Below are 20,765 nucleotides of genomic sequence, written 5' to 3'. Positions count from 1 at the left end.
GGTCACGCAGTCTGCCCCAACACCCACGCCCAGAACATCCCCGCCCCATACAAGCCCAGCCCGAACACCGCATGCGCCATCAGGCTGCGCAGCCGGGCCACATTCGGCTTGGGCGTCTTGCTCGCCGCGATTCCGGCGCCCATGCCCGGTTGCATCAGCAGGAACGGCGCAGCCACCGTCAAGACACCGATGATCAGGGCCGGTGCCAGGGTCGGCTGTCGCGCCCACTCCAGGCCGCAGATCAGCAGCAACAGGGCGGCAAAGCCGACGCCGATCAGGTAGTGCGCCAGCCAGCCCAGTGCATGCTCCCCGGGGACCGCAGCGGCTTGGGCGATGCTTGGATGCACGAAGCGCCCACGAGGAAAATGCCCGATCCAGCGGCCGACCATCGCCCAGTTGGCGCCAGGCATGTTCAGCGCCCGCGCCAGAAACAGCGTCCAAAGATCAAGGATCAAGGTGGCGCCGATGCCCAACAGCAGCGCCTGTGAGATCAACGCGACGAACTCATGCATTACGGACTCCTTGAAGTGCGACGGGCTGTGCTTCAGCCTTGTGCGCGGGCGTGATAAGTTTTCATTCAATTAAGTGATTGAATGATCAATAAAGCAGCAGGAGCTGTCAATGAGCGATTCGATTTCCCCCCAGCATCCCCTGGTCGAGATGGCTGAGCTGGCGCGCATTCTCGGCCACCATCACCGGCTGATCCTGTTGGAGCACATCGCTCGCGGCGAGCTGCCGGTGGAGCGTCTGGTGGAAGCCTCGGGCCTGTCGGTGGCCAACACCTCCCAGCATCTGCAGCAGTTGCGGCGTGGCGGTTTCGTGCAGACCCGGCGCGATGGCAAGCGGGTGCTCTACAGCCTCAGCCAGGGGCCGCTGGCCGGTCTGCTGGGCGCCTTGCGTCAGTACGTCGATTACAACCATGGGCAGATTCGCCAACTGCTGGCCGACAGTGAGCAGCAACCGATGCAACTGGAGGGCATATCCCGTGAGGAACTGCGTCAACGCTTGCAGGAAGGCGGCATGACCCTGCTGGACGTGCGTTCGCCGGAGGAGTTTGCTCAAGGGCATTTGCCCGGGGCAATCAACATCCCGCTGGAGGAGCTGGAGCAGCGTCTGGCCGAATTGGCTGCTGATCAGGAGTGTGTGGCGTATTGCCGTGGCCCTTACTGCGTGCTGTCACACAATGCCGCAGCCCTGCTGCGGGCCAAGGGCTTCAAGGTGCGGCGTCTGGAGCAGGGATTCACCGATTGGCAAGCGGCGGGACTGGGGGTGGAAACCAGCGAGTAAAAGCGCCACCTGGGCCGGCATACAGGACATTGCCTAGGGCGCCATGATCCATATCAACAGGGCTTTCAGAAAAATCCGATACAAGGGCATCAGGCTCGGACTCACGAGGTATCGAGCCCCTGGCCTGCACCGTGAAGGTCGGGATAACCAATAAAAACCTTTGTGGATATCGGCCAAGGGGACCACCCCAGGCGGATTTTAAAGGAATAACCTGATGGCTTTTTCTCTGTCGCGCCTGTGCCTGCTAGGCGCTGCGTTGCTCTGCGTACCCCCTCTGCAAGCCAGTGAGCCGATCCCGGCAACGGCGGTTACCCCACCCGACTCCGAGCTGATCCAGCGTGGCCTGTACGTGGCCCAGCTGGGTGACTGCATTGCCTGTCACACCGCCAAGGGCGGTGCCACCATGGCCGGTGGCCTGGAACTGAAGACGCCCATGGGCACCATCTACTCCAGCAACATCACCCCGGATAAAAACACCGGTATCGGCCGCTACAGTTTTGAAGAGTTCGATCGCGCCATGCGCGAAGGCGTAACCCCCGACGGCAGCCATCTTTACCCGGCCATGCCCTATCCGTCCTACGCCAAGATGACCGAAGAGGACATGCGCGCTCTCTACGCCTACCTGATGCACGGCGTGGAACCGGTGGCCCAGGGCAACCTGGAAGCCGACATGGGCTTCCCCTTCAACCAGCGCTGGGGCCTGTGGTTCTGGAACCTGGCCTTCGTCGACAAGCAGCCGTTCAAGCCCGATCCAGCCAAGGACGAGCAGCTCAATCGCGGCGCCTACCTGGTCCAGGGGTTGGGTCACTGCGGTTCCTGCCATACGCCACGGGGCATTGCCTTCCAGGAGAAGGCCATGAGCGACACCGAGTCCGGCGGCCAGCACTACCTGGCCGGTGAGACGGTGGAAGAGTGGCGGGCCCTGAGCCTGCGCAACCTGTGGACCGTGGAAGACACGGTGCAACTGCTCAAGACCGGGCAGAACCGCTTCGCCACGGTGTCCGGCAACATGGCCGACGTGATCCATCACAGCACCCAGCACTTCACCGACGCCGACCTGACCGCCATTGCCGCCTACCTCAAGTCCCTGCCGGCCGGTAAAGACGATCTGCCCATGCCTTCGGTGGCCCTGACTCCGGCGGCCCCGCCGAGCAACCTGTTCACCTCTCGCGGTGGCCTGGGCTACGCGCAGTTCTGTTCCGACTGCCACCGCCAGGACGGCGCCGGCGTGCCGCAGATGTTCCCGTCCCTGGCGGGCAACCCCAGTGTCGCCTCGGCCAATCCGACCTCCTTGCTGCACATCACCCTGACCGGTTGGCAGACCGCGCAGACCGCGGCTCATCCGCGGGTCTACACCATGCCCGGGTTCGCCCAGCTGGCGGATGGCGAGATTGCCGAAATCCTCAGTTTTATCCGCAGCAGTTGGGGCAACAACGGCTCGGCCATCAGCGCCGAACAAGTGAAAAAGATGCGTGCGCAACTGAGCCCGCAAGTGGAAAGCACTCTGTTCGAAACCCCGCGCCTGGCCAATCTGCTGGCGGCGCCGAATGCCGAGCAAGTGGTGCGTGGCATGCGCCTGCATCTGGAAACCAAGGCCCTGTTGCCGGACAACGTCGGCAACTCGCTGAACTGCACCAGTTGCCACCTCAACGCCGGCACCGTGGCTGACGGTTCTCCCTTTGTCGGTGTCTCGGCGTTCTTCCCCGGCTACGCGCCGCGGGCGGGCAAGACCATCACCCTGGAAGAGCGCATCAACGGCTGCTTCCGCCGTTCCATGCACGGTAAGCCGCTGCCGGTGAACGGCGCCGACATGCAAGCCATGGTGGCCTACTTCGAGTGGATGAAGATGAACACTCGTCCCGAAGACAAGGTGGCCGGGCGCGGCGTGGGCAAGATCGACCCGGCCCTCAAGCCTGACGCCGACAATGGCAAGCAGGTCTATGCCAAGCAATGCGCGGTGTGCCACGGCGCCGACGGCGAAGGTCTGAAACGGGCCGACGGCAGCCTGATCTTCCCGCCGCTGTGGGGCGATCAATCCTTCAACATCGGCGCCGGCATGGCCCGCACCTACACCGCGGCGGCCTTCGTCAAACGCAACATGCCGATTGGCTTCCACGAGAAATTCCCCCTGGGCCAGGGTGGCCTCTCGGATCAGGAAGCCCTGGACGTGGCCGAGTACTTCTCCCACCAACCGCGTCCGGACTTCCCGGACAAGGTCAAGGACTGGCCCAACGGTGGCCGTCCGGTGGACGCTCGTTACTGAGGGCTTGACCCTGTAGCCGCCGCCTTGAGCCGCGGCTACAGGCCCCGCAGAAAAATCTGCCGACGCTCCCTGGCGTCGAGGTAAGATCGCCATCCTTTGCCTCAGCCTTCGCTGGCGGTCCCATCAAGGATGAATCATGCGGCTGTATTCGATCCTGTTGCTGAGCCTGTCACTGGGGCTCGGCGGCTGTACCTTTGTCTCCACCCTCAAAGCCACCACCGTGAGCTACCGGGTGCCGGCCGATGCCGGTGACACCGCGCTGATCCGCATCGTTGCCCAGGGGCTGGTGCGTGGCGTGCCCTACAGCGATTGCATCGACTGGCGTAAACCGAGCTCCGGGCTGATGGTTCGTCCCCATCGTGGTATTGCCAATCCCAACTTCCGCAACCTGGGCATTCCCATGACGGCCGCCACCGACCGCATGCGCCGTCAGGAAGGCTTTGGCGCCAACGAGCTGAAGATCCCGGCCAATCGTCCGTTCGCCTTCATGTTCTACAACACGGAACCGGGGATGGATAAGGACTACCGCTTTGTCTGCGAACAAAGCGTGACCTTCGTGCCTGAGGCCGGTGCGACCTATCAGATGGTCTTTCTCCAGGACCAGATGTGCACAGCGATGCTGCGCAAGATCGACGCACAGGGCGAAATGCTGCCGGAACGGGTGGCGCTGCGGCCTACCGATTACTGCAGCGCTGATGCGCGTTAGGGCTCGAACCTAGGGCGCATAGTGCTTGCAGATTTCCTCCCAGATATAGGCCCCGCGAAAGCGGATCCAACGGATGAACAAGCGCACGCGAAACGCCTGCCAGCGGTTGCTGCGCCGAAGCGCCAGGCTTGCCTCGATCTCCTCCAGCAAGGGCTCGCGAGCAAAGCCCATCCAGATTTCCGGGATCACTGCCATCAGGTTGATGTAGCACACCGGCGCCACCTCTTCGTAGAGAATGCGCTCCACCTCAGCCCGGTCATAAGCCTGGGTTTCGCGGGCGATGTAGGCGTAGTCCACCTCGTTGTCCACAAAGGCGTCGGATAACACGTAGCGAATATCGTCCCGCTGTTGCGGGGTGATCTCTGATGACACGCGGTGCTCCTTCCTTGGGCTTTCGGGGATCTGGCTGGCGCGGTGGCGGATTCTATCTTGGGGCGATCATCCGGGTTGGCGCCGCGCCATTGGCATTGTGCTGGAGGATGGTCACCGGCTGGCCCTGCTGATTGAAAAACACCTGACCGATCCCCGACGAATTCCACAGCCGCTCCCCGGCTTCGGCATGCTCGGGCACGTGGGGTATCACCTTCATCCGCCGGCGCTTGGTGAACCAGTTCAACGGCGAGCGCGGCGAGTAGAGCCAGCGGTTGAGGCGGTCGAACCATTCCAGCAGGGTGTCGGGGAATTCGTTCTTGATGCCGCTGCTGGTGATCTGCCAGATGCGCGGGCCGCCCTGGCGGTGACGGATCAGCACTTCGTAGACGAAGGAATAGTGCACATCGCCGGAGAGAATCACGTAGCTGCCCGGGGTTCGCGAGTGGCGGAAGATGTTCAGGATCACCTGGGCCGAACCGCGATGGGCCATCCAGTTTTCCGCGTCCACCAGCAGCGGGTAGCCGCACCAGCTGAAGACCTTCTGCACCGTCTCGATCAGCTTGACGCCGAAGATCGGCGCCGGTGAAACGATGATCGCCGAGGGGTGATCCAGCAGTTCATGTTGCAGTTCGCACAGGGCCTCCCAGTCCAGCAGGCCCGAGGGCTGGCCCAGGTTGGACTCGCTGCGCCAGCGCCGGGTGCGGGTGTCCAGCACCACCAGGGCTGGGGTGCTGGGCAAGACGTACTGCCACTGCGCAAAGCGCAGCAACTGGTCGATCAAATCGTCCTGGGCCTGACGTTGCAGCAGGTGTTTCGGGCCTTGTGGCGTGGCACTCAAGGCGCGGGTGTGGTCCAGCAGTTGGGTGAAGGCGTCCGGGTTGTTGCCCCAACCCTGGCACAGCATGTAAGCCAGCAGCGCGTTGCCGATGATGCGTTTGGAGAAAGGATGACCGTAGGCGGTTTCTTCCCACTGGGCGCTGAGGTTCCAGTCGTCGGTGATGTCGTGGTCGTCGAAGATCATCAGGCACGACAGGTGGGCGAAGACCCGCGCGGCACCCTTCAGGCCCTGGACAAAATCATCGATGCGCTGCTGTTCCCGGGTGTAGCGCGTTTGCTGTTCCGGCGTCAGTTGCGGTGGCAGTGGCGCGATCAGGGTCCAGGGCACCGGTGACCACACCAGCAGGTACATGGCCAGCACCTCGGCGAAGGTCACCAGGTGGTTGTCGGCATTGCTGCTGGTGAAGATCGGCTTTTTCACCCCGCCGAAAAACCGCTCGCGCAGGGTTTCATTGCTTTTGAGGGCCGGGAGCAATTCGGCTCGTCGGTAGTAGCTGGCGCCATGGCGGTACAGCGCCTGGCTGTCGGCCACCACCGCGCCCTCCAACTCTTCATCGAACAGCCCGAGGCGCTCGATCAGGGCGTGAACTGCCCGCAACATGGGGCCGGCCACATCGTCGGCGTACACCTGATCGCCGCTCATCATCAACAAGGCGGGGCGCTGTGCGGGCTCGGGCTGTTGCGCCAGCAGGCGGTCGACGCAGAGCAGGCCATCAGTGGACGTGTGATGGGGCTTGCGGCAGGAGCCGTGGAGCAGGTTGTCGATGCGGCTGTGGAGCACGAACTCCGGAGTCCTGGCATCGCCATACAGCAGGTGCGGCGCCCAGTCGGCAATGGATCGGGCGCCGTCCTCGGCGTCGTTGATCAAGAGGTCATAGGCAATCGTTACGTCCTGGGGCAGGGCGTCGTCCAGCGGCACATCGATCAGATGGATAAAGGCCTGGCGCCCGACGGGGATGACCTGGCATTGCTGCTGATCGAGGGCCAGTTCCAGGGCCGGGCCGCCCGTGGGGTGCAGGCGCAGGGTCAGCGGCAACGCCCTTGAACCCACCAGCCACAGCACCAGCCGCGTTGGCTCCAGGCGGCGCAGCAGCGGGCCGGCAAGAACGGGGGGCAGGGCTGGGGCGGGCTTAGTCAGTGGCATCTGCAGCGGGGTCTCTAGCGGTAGCAAAGGGGGCGCAATGGTAGCGCAGCCGATGTCGAAGAAACGTCGGCTGCGGGCGCCGGGTCAAGGCTTTTGTATCCGATTATTTATGGGCGCTGGCCAGCATCACACCGAATCCGAGAAAGGTCATCCCCGACAGTTTGCCGACGATCCTGGCCCCTCGGCTACTGGATAGCCAGCCCCTGGCGCCGTTGGCCATCAGCGCGTAACCGCTGTGCAGCGCAATCACCAACAGGCTGTAGGACGCCACCAGCACAAAGAACTGGCTGTAGTAATCGCCTTGCGGCTGGATGAACTGCGGGAACACCGCGAGAAAGAAAAAACCGGCCTTGGGGTTGAGCAACTGGATCGACAGGGCCTCGACAAAGCGCCGTGTGGGGCGGCTTTTAGTGTCCTGGAGTGGCGGAATGAAACTCTGCGTGCGCCACATCTTCACCCCCAGATACAGCAAGTACAGGGCGCCGATGTACTTGAGCAGGGTAAAGGCGGTGGTAGAGGCCGCCAGGACCAGACCCAGGCTGCTGGCGGAAATCCCCGCCACCACAAAGGCGCCCAGGGCGATACCGAGAATGCCCGGCAGTGCCCCGCTCCAGCCGTGGCGCAGGGCGTTGGACAGGGTCAGCACCACCCCGGGGCCGGGGCTGAGGATGGTCAGGGTGGCCAGCAGTAAAAACAGTCCATAACTTGCCATGGAGCACTCCAGAAATGAGCCATTGAAGGGGCGCAGCCTGCTCCGCGGTTGGCGGCCTGACAAACGCTTTAATTGCACGGCTGATGTGCCTAAATCAGATCCATGCGCAGGCTCTACAAAGCGTCTCAGGCGCCGCTGGCCCGGGCGGGCACCTGGGTCCGATTAGTCATCGCGTCCTGCTGAATCTGCGCCAGCATCCACTCGATAAACACCTGGGCTTCGGGGGCGGCATCGGCGGCGAGCGCGTAGTAATAGCGGGTCAGCGGCTGGTGCAGTTCCGGCAACGGGCAGACCAGCCGGCCGCTGCTCAGATCCTTGGCCAGCAACGAGGCCGGGCACAGCGCCAGCCCCAGGCCGTCGACACAGGCCTGGAGCACGAAGTGCAGATGGTCGAAATGCAAGGTCGGTGGCTGGCGCAGTGGCTTCAGACCGCAGTGTTCCAGCCATTTTTGCCAGTCGTTGGCGCGGCTACGACTGACCAGCAGGGTATGGCGTCCCAGATCCTTGGGGCTGTTCAGTGCTGTGCTCTGCAACAGCGATGGCGCGGCCACCACCAGGATTTCATCCTCCAGCAAGCGCTGAGGCTGCAGCGATGGCGCCCAGCCCGAACGCCCGCGACGAATCACCAGATCGAAGGTTTCCTTGGCCGGATCGGGGAGCAGGGTGCTGGTCACCACTTCCGGCTGGATCTGCGGGTACAGCGCCATGAACTGCGGCAAGCGCGGAATCAGCCAGCGCACCGCGAAGGACGGCCGCACATTGACCGTCACCTTGCGCAGGGCCGCGCCGCGGCGCAGTGAAACCGCGGCCGCGGCGATCTGGGTCAGGGCCACGCTGACCTGTTCATAGAAGGCTTGCCCGGCGGGGGTCAGCACCGACTGGCGAATGCGCCGTTCGAACAGCAACACACCCAGGTGCTCTTCCAGCAGTTTGATATGGCGGCTCACTGCGCTGTGGCTCACGTGCAGTTCTTCAGCAGCGCGGCTGAAACTCTCGTGGCGAGCGGCGGCGGCAAAGGCGCGGACGGCGTTCAGGGGCGGCAGGTCAGTGATCATGTGTCTAATTTAGTCACCTATGCGGCGCAATAAAAGCGTTTGTCAGTGCCACGTCGTTGACGTCCATCGCGAGCAAGCTCGCTGCTACAGGCCACAGGCCGAGGCCTTGTGCGTTTCACCGCGTTCAATGCTCTGCGGCTGGCCCTGTTCGATCACCCAGCGCAGCAGCTCGGTCACCGACACCCGGTGCTTGCGTTCGACCCATTCCATGCCTTCAGGGCTGTAGTGCTCGCTGTAGCGGGTCAGCACCAGGTAGTGCTGGTCTTCGGACAGGCCCAGGCTGACTTCGCGGCAATGCAGGCTGGCGTCATCGAGTCTGGTCACCCGTTGCAGCAGCATCAGGGCGTGTTGATCGGAGGTGGGCATGGACAGCTCCTTCGCAACGAGAGGGGCCGGGGCGGGGTTGATCAGGCGCATGGTCAGGGTTCTCCAGCAAGGGGAGGCCGATGCTGGCAGCTGAACCTTGCGCAAAGATGTCTGCTTTATTGCGTCGCTGAAGGTTTGTTGCGGCGTTGAAATAAATGACGCCGGGCGGCGAATGGTTTTAGATAACGGCTCATTCCGACTTGAAGTGATCTCCGCCGGTGAGCCGTCTCTTGATCGTGGACGACGACATTGAAGTCCTCGCGCTGCTGAAGAAATTCTTTGTCCAACAGGGTTATCAGGTGGCGGTGGCCACCGATGGCGCGTCGCTGTGGGCGGCGCTGGAGCGCGAGGTGCCGGACCTGATCATCCTCGATCTGATGCTCCCCGGCGACAACGGCCTGACCCTGTGCCAGCGCCTGCGCCAGTTGCATGCCACGCCGGTGATCATGCTCACCGCCATGGGCGAGTTGAGCGACCGGGTGGTGGGCCTGGAGATGGGTGCCGACGATTACCTGAGCAAGCCCTTCGATGCCCGTGAGCTGCTGGCCCGGGTGCGGGCGGTGCTGCGCCGGGCCGGGGAGAGCCGGCCGGTGAGCGGCGAGGTGCCGCGGCCCTTGATCAAGTTTGCCGACTGGCAACTGGACCTGACCCGCCGCGAGCTGCGCTCGCCGGATCAGGTGATGATTCCGTTGTCGGCGGGGGAGTTCGACCTGCTGCTGGTGTTTGTCGAGCATCCGCAACGCATCCTCACCCGCGAGCAGTTGCTGGACCTGGCTCGGGGGCAGGCCCATGACGCTTTTGATCGCAGCATCGATGTCCAGGTCAGCCGCCTGCGGCGCAAGCTGGAGTTCGACACCAAGCGCCCGGCGATGATTCGCACCGTGCGCAATGGCGGTTATCTGTTCACCCCCAGCGTGACCCGTCAGTGAAGCTGATCAAGCCGTTGTGGCGCTATCGGCTGCGGGACACCGTGGCGCGCTGGATCGCCCTGACCATCATCATGGCCATGCTCACCGCCCTGGCCTTCAATGCGCTGTTCGTGCAGTTGGCCGGGGTCTGGGCCTATCCGCCGCTGGCGGAAACCGGGTTGCTGGAAAAGTCCGCGGCCATCGTGCGCATGATCGAAGCCTCGGAGCCGGGCCAGCGCCCGCAACTGGCGGCGGCGGTCAGCAGTGATCACCTGAGTATCCGCTGGCAGCCGACGCGCCAGGGCTTTGCCCTGCCTGAGCTGGACGACCCGGAGTACCGGGTCGGCTCGGAAGGCATCCGCGCCATGCTGCAACCGCCCCAGCGACATATCGAGGCCTACCAGCCCAGTGACTGGCCGGGCCCGGATGGGCGCTACGCGCTGCTGGTGCAATTGACTGATCAGAGTTGGGTGATGTTTTCCTCGGCGTCGCGCAGTTGGGGCCTGGAGGAGGGCACGCGCAATCTGATCGTGATCGCCCTGGTGCTGATCTCCACTGGCCTTGTGGCCTTGATCGCCACGCGCCGGCTGGCCAAGCCGCTGCAGCAGTTCGCCCAGGGGGCGCGGCGCTTTGCCGTGGACTTTCGCGCGCCGCCCATCGAGCCGGTGGGGCCCCACGAGATCCGTCAGGCGATTCTCGCCTTCAACGCCATGCAGGCGCAGTTGCAGCACTTCATCAAGGACCGCACGCAGATGCTCGCGGCCATTTCCCATGACCTGCGCACGCCGCTGACCCGCATGCGCCTGCGCGGCGAGTTCATCGAAGATGCCGACCAGCAGCAGCGCCTGTTTCGTGATGTGGACGAGATGCAGGCGATGATCAATTCGGCCCTGGAGTTCTTTCGCGACGATGCGCGGTTGGAACAGGCCACCCATTTCGATCTGGCCGAGCTGCTGCAGACCCTGGTGGACGACTATCGCGACCAGTCCATGGAGATCCTGTTCAGCGGCCCGCCGCGCCTGGTGTATTGCGGCCGGCCCCTGGGGCTCAAGCGGGTGATGACCAACCTGCTGGATAACGCGATCAAGTACGGGGGCGAGCCGGCCATCGTGCTGGAGCAGGGCGCCGACCAATTGCGGGTGCGGGTGCTGGACCGAGGCCCGGGAATTGCGCCCGATTCTCTGGAACAGGTGTTCCAGCCGTTTTTCCGCCTGGAGAGTTCGCGCAACAAGAGCACCGGCGGCGTGGGCCTGGGGCTGTCGGCAGCGCGGGCCATCGTGCGTGAGCATGGCGGCGAGTTGCGTCTGTTCAACCGTGACGGCGGTGGCTTGGAAGCGCGGGTGGAGTTGCCGCTGTAGCCGTTGCCGCAGGCTGCGACAAGGCCTGAAGGGCCTTGCGAAGTCCTTCGAGCGCCCAGGCCGGCCGATCCCGGCCTGGGCTCACTGAATCCGTTGCGGCTCAGGACCAGTCGAAGCAGAACAGCACCAGGCCTTCCACCGGTTCATAGAACATTACGATCAGGTCGGCGCCGCTGATTCCGTAGTGGCTGGCCGGAACGCTGAGTGCGTGCTGGAAGCGCCGGCCCGCGGGGCTCAAAGGCCAGACGTCGATGTCGCCGCTGTCATCGGTGGCTTCCACGATATCCATGGGGAACTCCACGGTTTCCACCCAGTTGCCATAGCCTTCGGCTACCCCACCGATTTCGTCGATGAAGGTCCAGCGCTGTTCGCGATCGTTCGGCCAGGTCAGGTAGCCCAGTTCCTGAAAACGCTGACGCGAGGCCTGGTAGTCGGCGTGCTCCTTGGCATAGTGGCGTTGCAGGCTGGCTCGCACGTTGCGCCGTGGTTCCGGCAGTTCGGCATTTTCCGGGTGCAGGAAGAAGTAGCGTGGATCACCGCACAGGCGGTAGCGACCGTTCTCGATCTTTAAGCCGATCCAGTTGGTCTTCAGCAGCTCGCTGCCAAATCCCTCATCCTGAGTGAGTTCGCCCACCAGCCCCTCGTCGGGCTCGATAGGGCTCAGCAGGTGCAGGCGCCCGGACCATTCGGGGTTGATCAGGCTGGCGTCTATGGAGAGCAGCGGCAGCAGGTGCTCGGCCAGCTCCTGCTGGTCGGCGACGAACACGTCCTTGGCGTCGGGAAAGGCCATGGCGCCGGGAGGCAGTTGGGTGTAGTGCGCGGTGGCAACGGTGGGCATTGATCGAGTCCTTGATGATTGGGCATCTATGGCGCGCAAGCGCGGTCGCGATTTTGCGGGGTTGCTGACGAATGAACAATCCGTGGCGGCGCGCAAGGATGGCATTTGTCTGCACGGCTCGGTCATGGAGGCCGTGGTGTGTAGGCGGTTTCAGTGGCGGCGGGTGATCAAACCGTTTGAAAGAGGGCAGGTGGCGAGACGTTGCGGTGGCGAACGGGGCGTAAACCTCAAGGTCGGCGCCCCGTAGCGTGTTGCAGTGATGCTCAGGCCGATAGGGCCAGTTTTGTAGCGCCCGCGTCCGCCGTCGCCTGGGCCTGGGTGCGCTCATCTTCTTCCAGCCCCCGCGAGGCGCGACCCACCAGCAACGGATCAGGGGCGTGGGCGACTTTCAGGTCCTTGCCCGGGTAGTCCAGCTCATGCAGGAAATGGCGGATGCAGTTGATCCGCGCGCGTTTCTTGTCGTCGGACTTGATCACCGTCCACGGTGCATCGGCGGTGTCGGTGTGGAAGAACATCGCCTGCTTGGCGGCGGTGTATTCGTCCCACTTGTCCAGCGACTTGATGTCGATGGGTGAGAGCTTCCAGTGCTTGAGCGGGTCGTCCCGGCGTGAGATGAAGCGTCGCAACTGTTCTTCGCGGTTCACCGAGAACCAGAACTTGAACATCAGGATGCCGCTGTTGCACAGCATGCGTTCCAGCTCCGGGGTCTGGCGCATGAACTCCAGGTATTGCAGGGGCGAGCAGAACTCCATCACCCGCTCGACCCCGGCGCGGTTGTACCAGGAGCGGTCGAAGAAGACCATTTCCCCGGCGGTGGGCAAATGCTGGATGTAGCGCTGGAAGTACCACTGGCCCTTTTCCTGTTCCGAGGGCTTTTCCAGGGCCACAATCCGCGCGCCACGGGGGTTGAGGTGTTCCATGAAGCGCTTGATGGTGCCGCCTTTACCGGCCGCATCACGGCCTTCGAACAGCACCACGATGCGCTGCCCGGTTTCCTTGACCCAGCTCTGCACCTTGAGCAGCTCGATCTGCAGCTCGCTCTTGGCCTTTTCGTACTCGGCGCGGCGCATGCGGTTGCGATACGGATAGTTGCCCGGCAGCGCAGCGGACACGCTGTCTTCATTGGAACCGCGCGGCGCGCTGGCCACTTGCAGGGCCATGGGCTTCTGGCTGATGGCGCTGATTTCGGCTTCGGCGGCTTTCACCGGGGCGGCCTTGGTTGTGCGTGGGCGGCGAGGGCGCGGCGTAGCCGCTTTGCGTGGAGCAGCCTTGGTGCTGGCAGGGCTGGTGGTGGCCGGAGCGTTTTGCGCTGGGGCGGGAGGCACGGGCAGGGCGGTGGATTCTTCACTCATGGGAGGGGGGCCTGTAATTGCGTTCAATGTCCTCCGGTCATTTTTAGGGCTGGGCAGTTGGCGGCCGTTGATCTCGATCAAGTTTGTAATAAGGAAAAGTCGGTAATCAGTTGAGATTTTTTCGGTGGCTCATTCGGGAGCTATCTGACCTGGGGCGCTGGCCATACGGCTGACGATGGCGCCACAGGATCTTGATGCGCGCAGCGCTGAAAGGACGGCGGATATCAATCCGCCTCCTGTCGTTTTCAGTGAGCCAGAGCCGGTCGCCGGTCCGCCGGATCGCGCTGGCCGGGCTTGGAGGCTGCCGAGGTGGCGGCACTGTGTCGGGTTTGCAGGGCGCCGAACGAGGTGATGTAACCGGCAATGGCGCTGGCGACCACGGTCGGCGGGCTGGCCAGCCAGACCTGACCTGGACCGGAGCGCCCCGGAAAATTCCGGTTGATGGCGCTGACGGTGACCTGCTCTTGGTGGGTCGATGAACCAGGGCCGCAGTTCGCACAGGCGCCGCAGGCCGGCTGCAGCAGTTGCGCGCCAAAGGTTTCGAAGGCCGGCAGGTAACCCTGCTCCTCGCAGTAGTCGCGAACATCCACGGTGCCGAACTGCAAATAGAGTTTGACCTCGGGATGCAGCCGCAGGTCGTTCTCCAGCGCCCAGTTGATCACCTCGAAATAATGATCGAAGTCATCGCGCTTGCCGGCGGTGCAGGAACCGCCATAGGCGATATCGACCCTGACCCGCTCGGTCAGGTCGGTGAGGCGCTGTCCGTTGCCGGGGTCGCCCGGAGCGGCAATCATCGGCAGGATCTGATCGCAGTCCAGGACAATCGTGTCGGCGTAGTTCGCCTCGGGGTCGCTGGTCATCCAGGGTTCGAGCACGAAGTCGAGCTGGCGTCGCTCCTTGAGAAAACGAACGGTCTCCTGATCGGGCACGACGATCCCGCTGAAACCACCCAGCTCCGCTGTCATGTTGGTGAGGGTGGTGCGTTCGTCGGTGGACAGGAACGCCAGGGCCGGGCCACCGAATTCGAAGATCTTGCCGACGCCGTGGCCGGCTTTGATCCGGCTATCGGCCAACAGGGCCAGTACCAGGTCCTTGGCGGTCACGCCGGCGGACAAGCGGCCGACCAGGGAAATGCGCAGCACCTGTGGATACACGGTCCTGACCGAGCCGGTCATGAAGGCGTTGGCCATGTCGGTGGTGCCCACGCCAAACGCCAGGCAGCCGAGTGCGCCGCTGTGGGGGGTATGGGAGTCGGTGCCGACCACGACTTGTCCGGGCAGGGCATAGTGCTCGGCCATCATCGCGTGGGAGATGCCCTCGCTGCCTTCGGCCGGCAGATAGCCGTGGGCGCTGAGTCGATGCTTGGCGACGAAGTCCCGATGGGCTTGAGACAAGCCATCGAGTTCGCCCACCAGGCTCTGTTGCAGGTGCGCCGGGCTGCGGTGCTTGTAGGATAAGTGGTCCTCAAACGCCAGAATCGATTCCGGCTGGTACACAGAGAAGTTTTCGCCGAAGGCATCGTCGAGCAAATGGGCGCAAAGCCCGGTGTAGTACTCGTGGATAAAGCGCCAGTCGGCCTTCAGCAGAATGCCGGCGCCCTGCTCGATGCGTTCGGCGCCGGGGGCCTTGAGCAAATGCCGATGAATGATCTTCTCGGCAAAAGTCAGGGGGCCGGTGGGCTGCTGCGGCGATGCTTCTGCGGGCTGGTCCGGCTGCTGACGCAAATGTTCGCGCCCGTAGTTGAGCAGCCCGCCGCTGCGCAGAATGGCCGTGGACAGCGCATCCCTGTTGCCGATCAGCTCCTTCAGCGACAGCTCCTCGCCAGCCTGCAAGCGTGGCACCAAGGACAAGTCGGTGGAGGTCAGCAGCCCGATGTTGTCGGCGTTCTGTCGGTAGATGCGCTCGAAGCTTTCGGCGATGACCAGGCGGATGCCGGCTTTTTTCTCCGCCAGCGGGCTGTGCTCGCGGGAAGAACCTTTGCCGTAGCGGGTGCCCGCCACGCTCACTGTAAAGCCTGCGGAGGCGACATCGTCCTTGCCGATAGGCAGCACCGGGCCCGTCTTGAGGCCCACATAAGGGTATGAACCCAGCCGCTGGTCAAAGAATGCCAGCACCGGAATCGGCGTTATTTCATCCGTTGAAATGTCATCGCGCAGGGGCTGTGCCTCCCCGAGGGTTAGTGTTTGTCCCCCCAACTGCCGTGACACTTTCAAAGGATCGCTGCTTAGAAAAAGCAGCTTTGCGTCAAGCTTGAAACCCATGATTTACCCCAAAAGAAATGGCCGATGGTTTCAGATCAAGTGCCGACCGTCATAGACGCTGTTGTCGTAGGCGGCATGCTTGGCGGCCTCGGCGGCTGGCGCTGGTTTCGCGGTCACGGCGCCTCCCCAGGTGGCATAGATCAATGCGCCCTTGGAGGACTTCCAGGCGTGGGTGCTGCCTGGCGGGTAAATCACCAGATCGCCCTTGAGGTAAATCCCGTTTTCATCCTCAAAGTCACCGTCGAGGATCAGAAAGGTTTCATGGCCGTGGTGGTGGTGAGATTGGGCGCTGGCGCCGGCTTCGCAACGGATCAGGGCAATGCGCTGGGCGCTCTCCTGGCACTCGAACAGCGTGTGAATGCTGGCGCCACTGCGACCCAGTTGTTGATGAGTCGACCATTGGATCGAATCCGGCTCGCTGGATACATTCAGCAGATTGAAAACTGTCGGGTTCATGGATATGCGCCTGTTATAGAGAAGAGGTGATGAAGCTGAAGGTCGAGCTGATGTTCGCCGTGCGGGAGATTCTTTCTATCGCCGCCAGGTGACGCTCCTGGGTCACCGCCGCGCAGGCATCTTCGAGCACGGTGATCTTGAAGTCCCTGTCATGCCCGTCGAGGGTGGTGGCGAGGATGACGTGTTCGGTCGACACCCCTGTCAGAACCAACTCTTCAATACCTTGGGTACGGAGTATCAATTCCAGGTTGGTTTGATAGAACGGGCTGACCCGGCTCTTGGCGATCACGATTTCGTCCTCGCGGGGGCGCAGGTCGTCGTGCACCTGGGTCGACCAGGTCTGCAACTTCAAGACGCCATGCTCCTTGGCGGGAGCGAAGACTCGGGAGTGCGGGGGGAAGCCTTCATAGTGGGCGTTGAAACCAACGACGATAAAGATGATCGGCAGGTGATTGCTGCGGGCGTAGTTCAGGGCCGATGCGGCCTTTTCCAGCACCCGACGTTCCTGGGTCTGTTGGTAATAGCCTTCACGGGCATAAACCCCTTCGGGATGGACAATTTCATTGATGAAGTCCATGACCAGCAGTGCTTTGTTTGCAGACATCATTCATTCCTTTAAATGAGGGGCTGATCAGGCCACTTCAGTGATTGCCACAGGCGCTTGGGCGTAGGCCAACTGCAGTGCATCGGACGCCACGTAGTGGGCATCCTGGGCAAAGTCGGTCCAGAACCCCGGGCGGCTACTGCCGGCCTGCATGAACCAGCGGGTGTGCTCGGAAGGCAGGCCCAGGACGTAGAGCCCCTTGATGGGCTGGCCCGCGCGGTCGATCGGGTGATAAGGGCCGGGGGTGACGGCAACGCCGCCGGTGACGAAGGCCTCGTCGATCCCCTGGTTGATGTAGTTGGTCCAGTACCCGCGCCGCACCAGGTTTCTGGTCAGCGGTGACGGGTCGCGGAGCAAGTCCGGCGAAGGGATTCGGCCGTCGATGACCACATCGATCAATTGCCTGGAGTGACGGACCCGAGGGGATTCGATGCTGAACTTGCGGTGCTGGGTATCGATGCCATAGACCGTTTCAGGTCCCACCAGCGTCAGTACCCCCGCAGCGATCAGGGCGCGGATTTGCTCGGTGCGGTAAAGGGGCGGCCCCGCGGTGAGAAACAGGCTGGTAGGGGCGTAGTACTGCAGGAAGTCTTCTTGATGCGAGCGGGGAGTCAGCCGGCCGAAATCCACCACGCTCCTGATCAGGGCGCGGGTATCGCGAATGGTATCCAGGGCGGCTTTCATCGGGTTGTCGACGTTGCCCTCGCGGGCGCTGCACAAGTCGTCTTCCAGCACCCGATCAAGGGCTCGGGCAAAGTCTGCCGGGCTGTGGAACTCTTGGGCGCGGAACGGCCTGGCCAGTCGGTCCAGTTCCAGGACCGGAAGGTCGCTCACGCCGAAATCGGCAGCCGCGGCGACCAGGGCTGGCAACGAGAACAGTTGCTGTTGCACCACGCGATGCTTGAACTGCTGTTCGGCTGCCTGCCCCGCCTGGGCCCGTATGGCGGTGGCGAAGTAGACGATGTTGATTTCCACCAGCAGCAGTGGGAGCACTTCGGTAGCAAACTCGATGTGACCGCGTTTTTGCAGCGCGTCGATCTTGTCGCGGGTGATGCACAGCGGTTGGTATTGAAAGTTCGGGCCTTTCTGGTTGCGGCCCCTGGCGGGGATCAGCATGCCGCTGCGGGAGCCGGCGAACAGCTTGGGTTCACGGTGCGACGGGATGTAGGTGGTGACACCGTCGACAACGCTGAAGCGGCCTCCACGACCGACCGTCAGGGCGGCGACGATGTCGTGGAACGCCAGGCCCAGGCCGACGATTCCCACCTGCTGCTCAGACTGGATTCGCGACAGCGGCATGTCGGCTGCGGAGTCGCCGCGAAAGAACTCCAGCCCGGCCGTCTGCTGGGCGAACTGTTGCAGCTCCCTTTCCCAGCCGATCAACTCGGGGGTTGGGTGCCCGGTGGCGATGACCACCTTGTCGACCTGGAGAAAAGCCCCGTTATCCAGTTCCAGGGTTTGCACGTTTTCCTCGTTGAGCAGATCGACGACCACCGCCGGTACGCGCTGCAGCGAAATGTTCGGCGTGAAGCTGGCCTCGATGGTCGACAGGACGAATTGCATGTACTCGCCATGTACCGCGCGCGGCGCATAGGCGTTGGGGCCCGGGTAGGCCGGGTCCACGGAGCTCCACCACTGTGCCAGCGACGGCCCGGCGCCCGGCCTGATCGGACCGTCGTCCAAGGGCCCGGAGAAGGACGAAACCTCCTCGGCGACGGTATTCATCACGTAGTGGCGTGGTTGATCGGTGCGCCAAACCCGGCCGGAGCCCATTTGCGCGCTGTCGATCAGATAGACCATGACTTGTTTGAGCGGGGCGTCCATGAGCATGAGCGCGGCCAGGCGCTCCAGCACAGACAGACCACGGGGGCCGCTGCCGATGATAGCGATACGGTGTGCAGGCGACGAAGGCGTGCTGTGTCGCAGAGACATACTGACTCCTGTTTGTATGTGATGACGGTTCAAAGGGGCGGGCAATTATTTGAAGGCTTGATGAAAGCGCCTGATGGCTTCCTCTATGGCTTCATCGCTACCGGCGAAGGACAGTCGGATATAGCCTTCGCCCCCCTCACCAAAGGCCGTGCCTGGCGTGACCGCGACTTTCGCGGTGCTGAGCAACCAGCGGGTAAACGCCAGGGAGTTTTCAAAGCCCAGGTCGGCGATGGAGGCAAACAGATACAGTGCGCCCTCGGGGGCTATGCACTGGATGCCGGCAATGCTCTGAAGGCCTTCAATCAGCCGGTCGCGGCGCTTTTGATAGGAGGTCACCATGTCGGCTATCCGGTGTTGGCAACCTTTGAGGGCCGCAACGCCGCCGCGTTGAATGAAGGAGCCCGCACAGCCGACGGTGTGCTGATGGACTTTGAGCAGCTCATTGGAAATGCGCTCGCAGCTGACGACGTACCCCAGACGCCATCCGGTCATCGCGTAGGCTTTGGAAAAGCCGCTGATGGTAACGGTGATGTCCTGGGCGCCTTCGATGCTGGCAATGCTGATATGGCGGGCCTGGCCGTAGATGACCTTTTCGTAGATCTCATCGGAAATGATGTACAGCCCGTGTTTCAACGCCACCTGCACCACCCCGGTGACCTCTTCGCGGGTCAGCACGCGGCCGGTGGGGTTGTTGGGGTTGTTGATCAGAATGGCTTTGGTGCGTGGCGTGATCGCCTGTTCCAGGGCGTCGGCTTCGAGCATGAAGCCGTTTTTGCCGTCCAGCGGCACGGCCTTGACGGTGGCACCGGCCATGGCCGCCATGGCCTTGTAGCTCACCCAGCTGGGGGTTGGGATGATGATTTCATCGCCCTGGTCCAGCAAGGTCATCAATGTGATGAACAGCGCGTGCTTTGCCGATGGCGTGACAATGATGTTCTTGTCGGCGGCCAGATCGAGCCCATGTTCGGTCTTGTATTTATGGGCCACGGCGTCCAGCAGTGCCTTGGTGCCACGGCTGGGTGTGTAATGAGTGTCACCGTCCGACAGTGCTTCAACGGCAGCATCTACGACATGATTGGGCGTCCTGAAGTCAGGTTCACCACCGCCGAGATCGACGATATCTTCCCCCTGCTCACGCAGGCTGCGCACCATATCCAAAATGGCGTAAGTTTCCGAAAGCTCAAGGTTTTCAACCCGTTTGGAGAATGCGTGTAGGCGCATTTAAATCACCCTGACTGGTCATGCTGATAATGAAGTTATTGTTTTAGCGGTGAACTTAGTCGATGACGCAGCCGGCCCGGTTATTGGCCCAGTACGCTTCGTAACTTTTTGCAGTGCGGGAGTCTTTGAAGGCATAGGTCTTCAACAGCCAGCGCGCAGCGGCACTCTCAGGATTGAGGATGTCGATCTTTTCCCGGTTATGCAGGCCATCCTGATTGGCGAACGTCAGCAGGTCGCCGGTGAGAATGCGGTGGCGCTTGCATTGAGAGCGGGTCATCGCACTTTTGAAAGCAATGAAGGCATCCCGTGCTTCGAGCGGTGCTTCTTCAGCCACGCAGGTCATGGTGTCAAGGAAGCGAATGGAGTGAACGTTACTCAGGATCGGGTGTTTCTCGGAGGTGCTCAGTTGTTTGTTCATGTCCCGTGAGAAGACATCGAAAACCGTATAGAAGTGTGGTTCACGCAAGTAGGCGATGTGCTTGGGTTCAAGATTGTTCACGATGTCCGCGCCGTCGATGTAGCCGGTGTAGATCAGGTCATCATCGGGGCAGCGCATGCCCAGCAGGGTGATGTAGTCGGCCCGGACTTTATGGGCGGTGCGGTCATTGTGAAACACCAGTTCGCTGTCGCTGAAGCCGGTGAGTTGTCCGCTGTATTTCTTGATTGCGATGACATCGGTAAAGAAGTCACCCTGGTTTCTGGTTTCGTAGGACAGCAGCGGAGTGCCTGTTAGTTGGGCGAACAGTTCGAGAAAGGCTTCGCTGATGAACTTGTTCTTTTTCAGGTGTTTGTCACTGACTGGGTCTTCGGGGTCCAATTCGGGGATGACTGGGTCCATGGGGCAGTTGCGGATCACGTGGATCTTCTGCTGATGGCGAGCGCGTTCATCGCTGATGATTTGGCAGGCCTTTACAAAACGCTGTGGAACCTGGGAGTGCAGCTCTCTTATTTCTTCTGAGAAGTCGCCGTAGTTCTTGTAGGGCGATAGCTGGATTTGTTCAAGAAGACTCAGTAGTTGTGACTTTTCACCGGCTTCAAAAATAAATAGCGGGATCATTGGTTTCCTCCATGGAATAAGATCGGACTAGTTAAT

19 protein-coding genes are annotated in these 20,765 nt (G+C 62.3%); 5 read left to right on the top strand and 14 right to left on the bottom strand.

Annotated features, from left to right (window positions below; genetic code table 11):
• Positions 1 to 2: 2 nt before the first annotated feature.
• The gene (locus DWF74_RS09670) at positions 3 to 512 is read right to left on the bottom strand and encodes a DUF2938 domain-containing protein (protein WP_060840906.1); all 510 of its coding nucleotides are present in this window, start codon (positions 510 to 512) and stop codon (positions 3 to 5) included.
• A 109-nt stretch (positions 513 to 621) separates the two neighbouring features.
• Here DWF74_RS09670 and DWF74_RS09665 point away from each other — a divergent pair, with 109 nt between their 5' ends.
• From DWF74_RS09665 to DWF74_RS09655, 3 genes are all read left to right on the top strand, one after another.
• A complete protein-coding gene (locus tag DWF74_RS09665; RefSeq protein ID WP_115580843.1) occupies positions 622 to 1,287 on the top strand; it encodes an ArsR/SmtB family transcription factor in 666 nt (221 codons plus the stop codon).
• Positions 1,288 to 1,501: 214 nt separating this feature from the next.
• Positions 1,502 to 3,550 (top strand): c-type cytochrome, encoded by a 2,049-nt coding sequence (locus tag DWF74_RS09660; RefSeq protein ID WP_115580842.1) that lies wholly within the window; start codon positions 1,502 to 1,504, stop codon positions 3,548 to 3,550.
• 136 nt (positions 3,551 to 3,686) lie between these two features.
• Positions 3,687 to 4,256: a hypothetical protein gene (locus tag DWF74_RS09655; RefSeq protein ID WP_115580841.1), complete on the top strand. Its 570-nt coding sequence runs from the start codon at positions 3,687 to 3,689 to the stop codon at positions 4,254 to 4,256.
• Between the two features lie 9 nt (positions 4,257 to 4,265).
• Here DWF74_RS09655 and DWF74_RS09650 read toward each other — a convergent pair whose 3' ends face one another.
• The 5 genes from DWF74_RS09650 to DWF74_RS09630 all read right to left on the bottom strand — a co-directional run bounded on the left by DWF74_RS09650 (position 4,266) and on the right by DWF74_RS09630 (position 8,742).
• Complete coding sequence (locus tag DWF74_RS09650) at positions 4,266 to 4,628, bottom strand: DUF7079 family protein (RefSeq protein WP_205413487.1); 363 nt, start codon at positions 4,626 to 4,628, stop codon at positions 4,266 to 4,268.
• A 52-nt stretch (positions 4,629 to 4,680) separates the two neighbouring features.
• On the bottom strand, positions 4,681 to 6,609 hold the full coding sequence (locus DWF74_RS09645) for an alkaline phosphatase D family protein (RefSeq protein WP_115580839.1): 1,929 nt from the start codon (positions 6,607 to 6,609) through the stop codon (positions 4,681 to 4,683).
• A gap of 103 nt (positions 6,610 to 6,712) precedes the next feature.
• Positions 6,713 to 7,321: a LysE family translocator gene (locus tag DWF74_RS09640; RefSeq protein WP_115580838.1), complete on the bottom strand. Its 609-nt coding sequence runs from the start codon at positions 7,319 to 7,321 to the stop codon at positions 6,713 to 6,715.
• Positions 7,322 to 7,446: 125 nt separating this feature from the next.
• Entirely contained in the window at positions 7,447 to 8,376 is a 930-nt protein-coding gene (gene gcvA, locus DWF74_RS09635) for a transcriptional regulator GcvA (RefSeq protein ID WP_115580837.1), read from the bottom strand.
• Between the two features lie 84 nt (positions 8,377 to 8,460).
• Positions 8,461 to 8,742, bottom strand: coding sequence for a hypothetical protein (locus DWF74_RS09630; protein WP_240322043.1), 282 nt, complete (start codon positions 8,740 to 8,742; stop codon positions 8,461 to 8,463).
• A gap of 218 nt (positions 8,743 to 8,960) precedes the next feature.
• On the opposite strand from DWF74_RS09630, the gene DWF74_RS09625 reads away from it, so the two are divergent.
• Together DWF74_RS09625 and DWF74_RS09620 are read left to right on the top strand one after the other, a co-directional pair.
• Positions 8,961 to 9,671 (top strand): response regulator, encoded by a 711-nt coding sequence (locus DWF74_RS09625; protein WP_060840896.1) that lies wholly within the window; start codon positions 8,961 to 8,963, stop codon positions 9,669 to 9,671.
• Positions 9,668 to 11,008, top strand: a complete 1,341-nt coding sequence (locus DWF74_RS09620) for an ATP-binding protein (protein ID WP_115580835.1) — start codon at positions 9,668 to 9,670, stop codon at positions 11,006 to 11,008. Before DWF74_RS09625 ends, DWF74_RS09620 begins: the two co-directional genes overlap by 4 nt.
• 100 nt (positions 11,009 to 11,108) lie before the next feature.
• Here DWF74_RS09620 and DWF74_RS09615 read toward each other — a convergent pair whose 3' ends face one another.
• The 8 genes from DWF74_RS09615 to DWF74_RS09575 form a co-directional block, all read right to left on the bottom strand.
• Entirely contained in the window at positions 11,109 to 11,846 is a 738-nt protein-coding gene (locus DWF74_RS09615; protein WP_102860378.1) for a hypothetical protein, read from the bottom strand.
• A gap of 263 nt (positions 11,847 to 12,109) precedes the next feature.
• Positions 12,110 to 13,006 (bottom strand): polyphosphate kinase 2, encoded by an 897-nt coding sequence (gene ppk2 / locus DWF74_RS09605; RefSeq protein ID WP_162884156.1) that lies wholly within the window; start codon positions 13,004 to 13,006, stop codon positions 12,110 to 12,112.
• A 437-nt stretch (positions 13,007 to 13,443) separates the two neighbouring features.
• Positions 13,444 to 15,312, bottom strand: coding sequence for an aconitase family protein (locus tag DWF74_RS30790; protein ID WP_205413486.1), 1,869 nt, complete (start codon positions 15,310 to 15,312; stop codon positions 13,444 to 13,446).
• A gap of 177 nt (positions 15,313 to 15,489) precedes the next feature.
• Entirely contained in the window at positions 15,490 to 15,915 is a 426-nt protein-coding gene (locus DWF74_RS09595; protein WP_102860381.1) for a cupin domain-containing protein, read from the bottom strand.
• A 13-nt stretch (positions 15,916 to 15,928) separates the two neighbouring features.
• Positions 15,929 to 16,519, bottom strand: coding sequence for a cysteine hydrolase family protein (locus tag DWF74_RS09590; RefSeq protein WP_162884085.1), 591 nt, complete (start codon positions 16,517 to 16,519; stop codon positions 15,929 to 15,931).
• Between the two features lie 27 nt (positions 16,520 to 16,546).
• On the bottom strand, positions 16,547 to 18,451 hold the full coding sequence (locus tag DWF74_RS09585; protein ID WP_115580832.1) for an FAD/NAD(P)-binding protein: 1,905 nt from the start codon (positions 18,449 to 18,451) through the stop codon (positions 16,547 to 16,549).
• A 45-nt stretch (positions 18,452 to 18,496) separates the two neighbouring features.
• A complete protein-coding gene (locus DWF74_RS09580; protein ID WP_115580831.1) occupies positions 18,497 to 19,672 on the bottom strand; it encodes a pyridoxal phosphate-dependent aminotransferase in 1,176 nt (391 codons plus the stop codon).
• Positions 19,673 to 19,727: 55 nt separating this feature from the next.
• Positions 19,728 to 20,729: a taurine catabolism dioxygenase TauD gene (locus tag DWF74_RS09575; RefSeq protein ID WP_240322042.1), complete on the bottom strand. Its 1,002-nt coding sequence runs from the start codon at positions 20,727 to 20,729 to the stop codon at positions 19,728 to 19,730.
• Positions 20,730 to 20,765: the final 36 nt, after the last annotated feature.

Source organism: Pseudomonas protegens (assembly GCF_003363755.1).
GTDB lineage: Bacteria > Pseudomonadota > Gammaproteobacteria > Pseudomonadales > Pseudomonadaceae > Aquipseudomonas > Aquipseudomonas danubii.
Note: the sequence above shows the minus strand (reverse complement) of the source record. Positions and strands in the feature narration are given on the sequence as shown.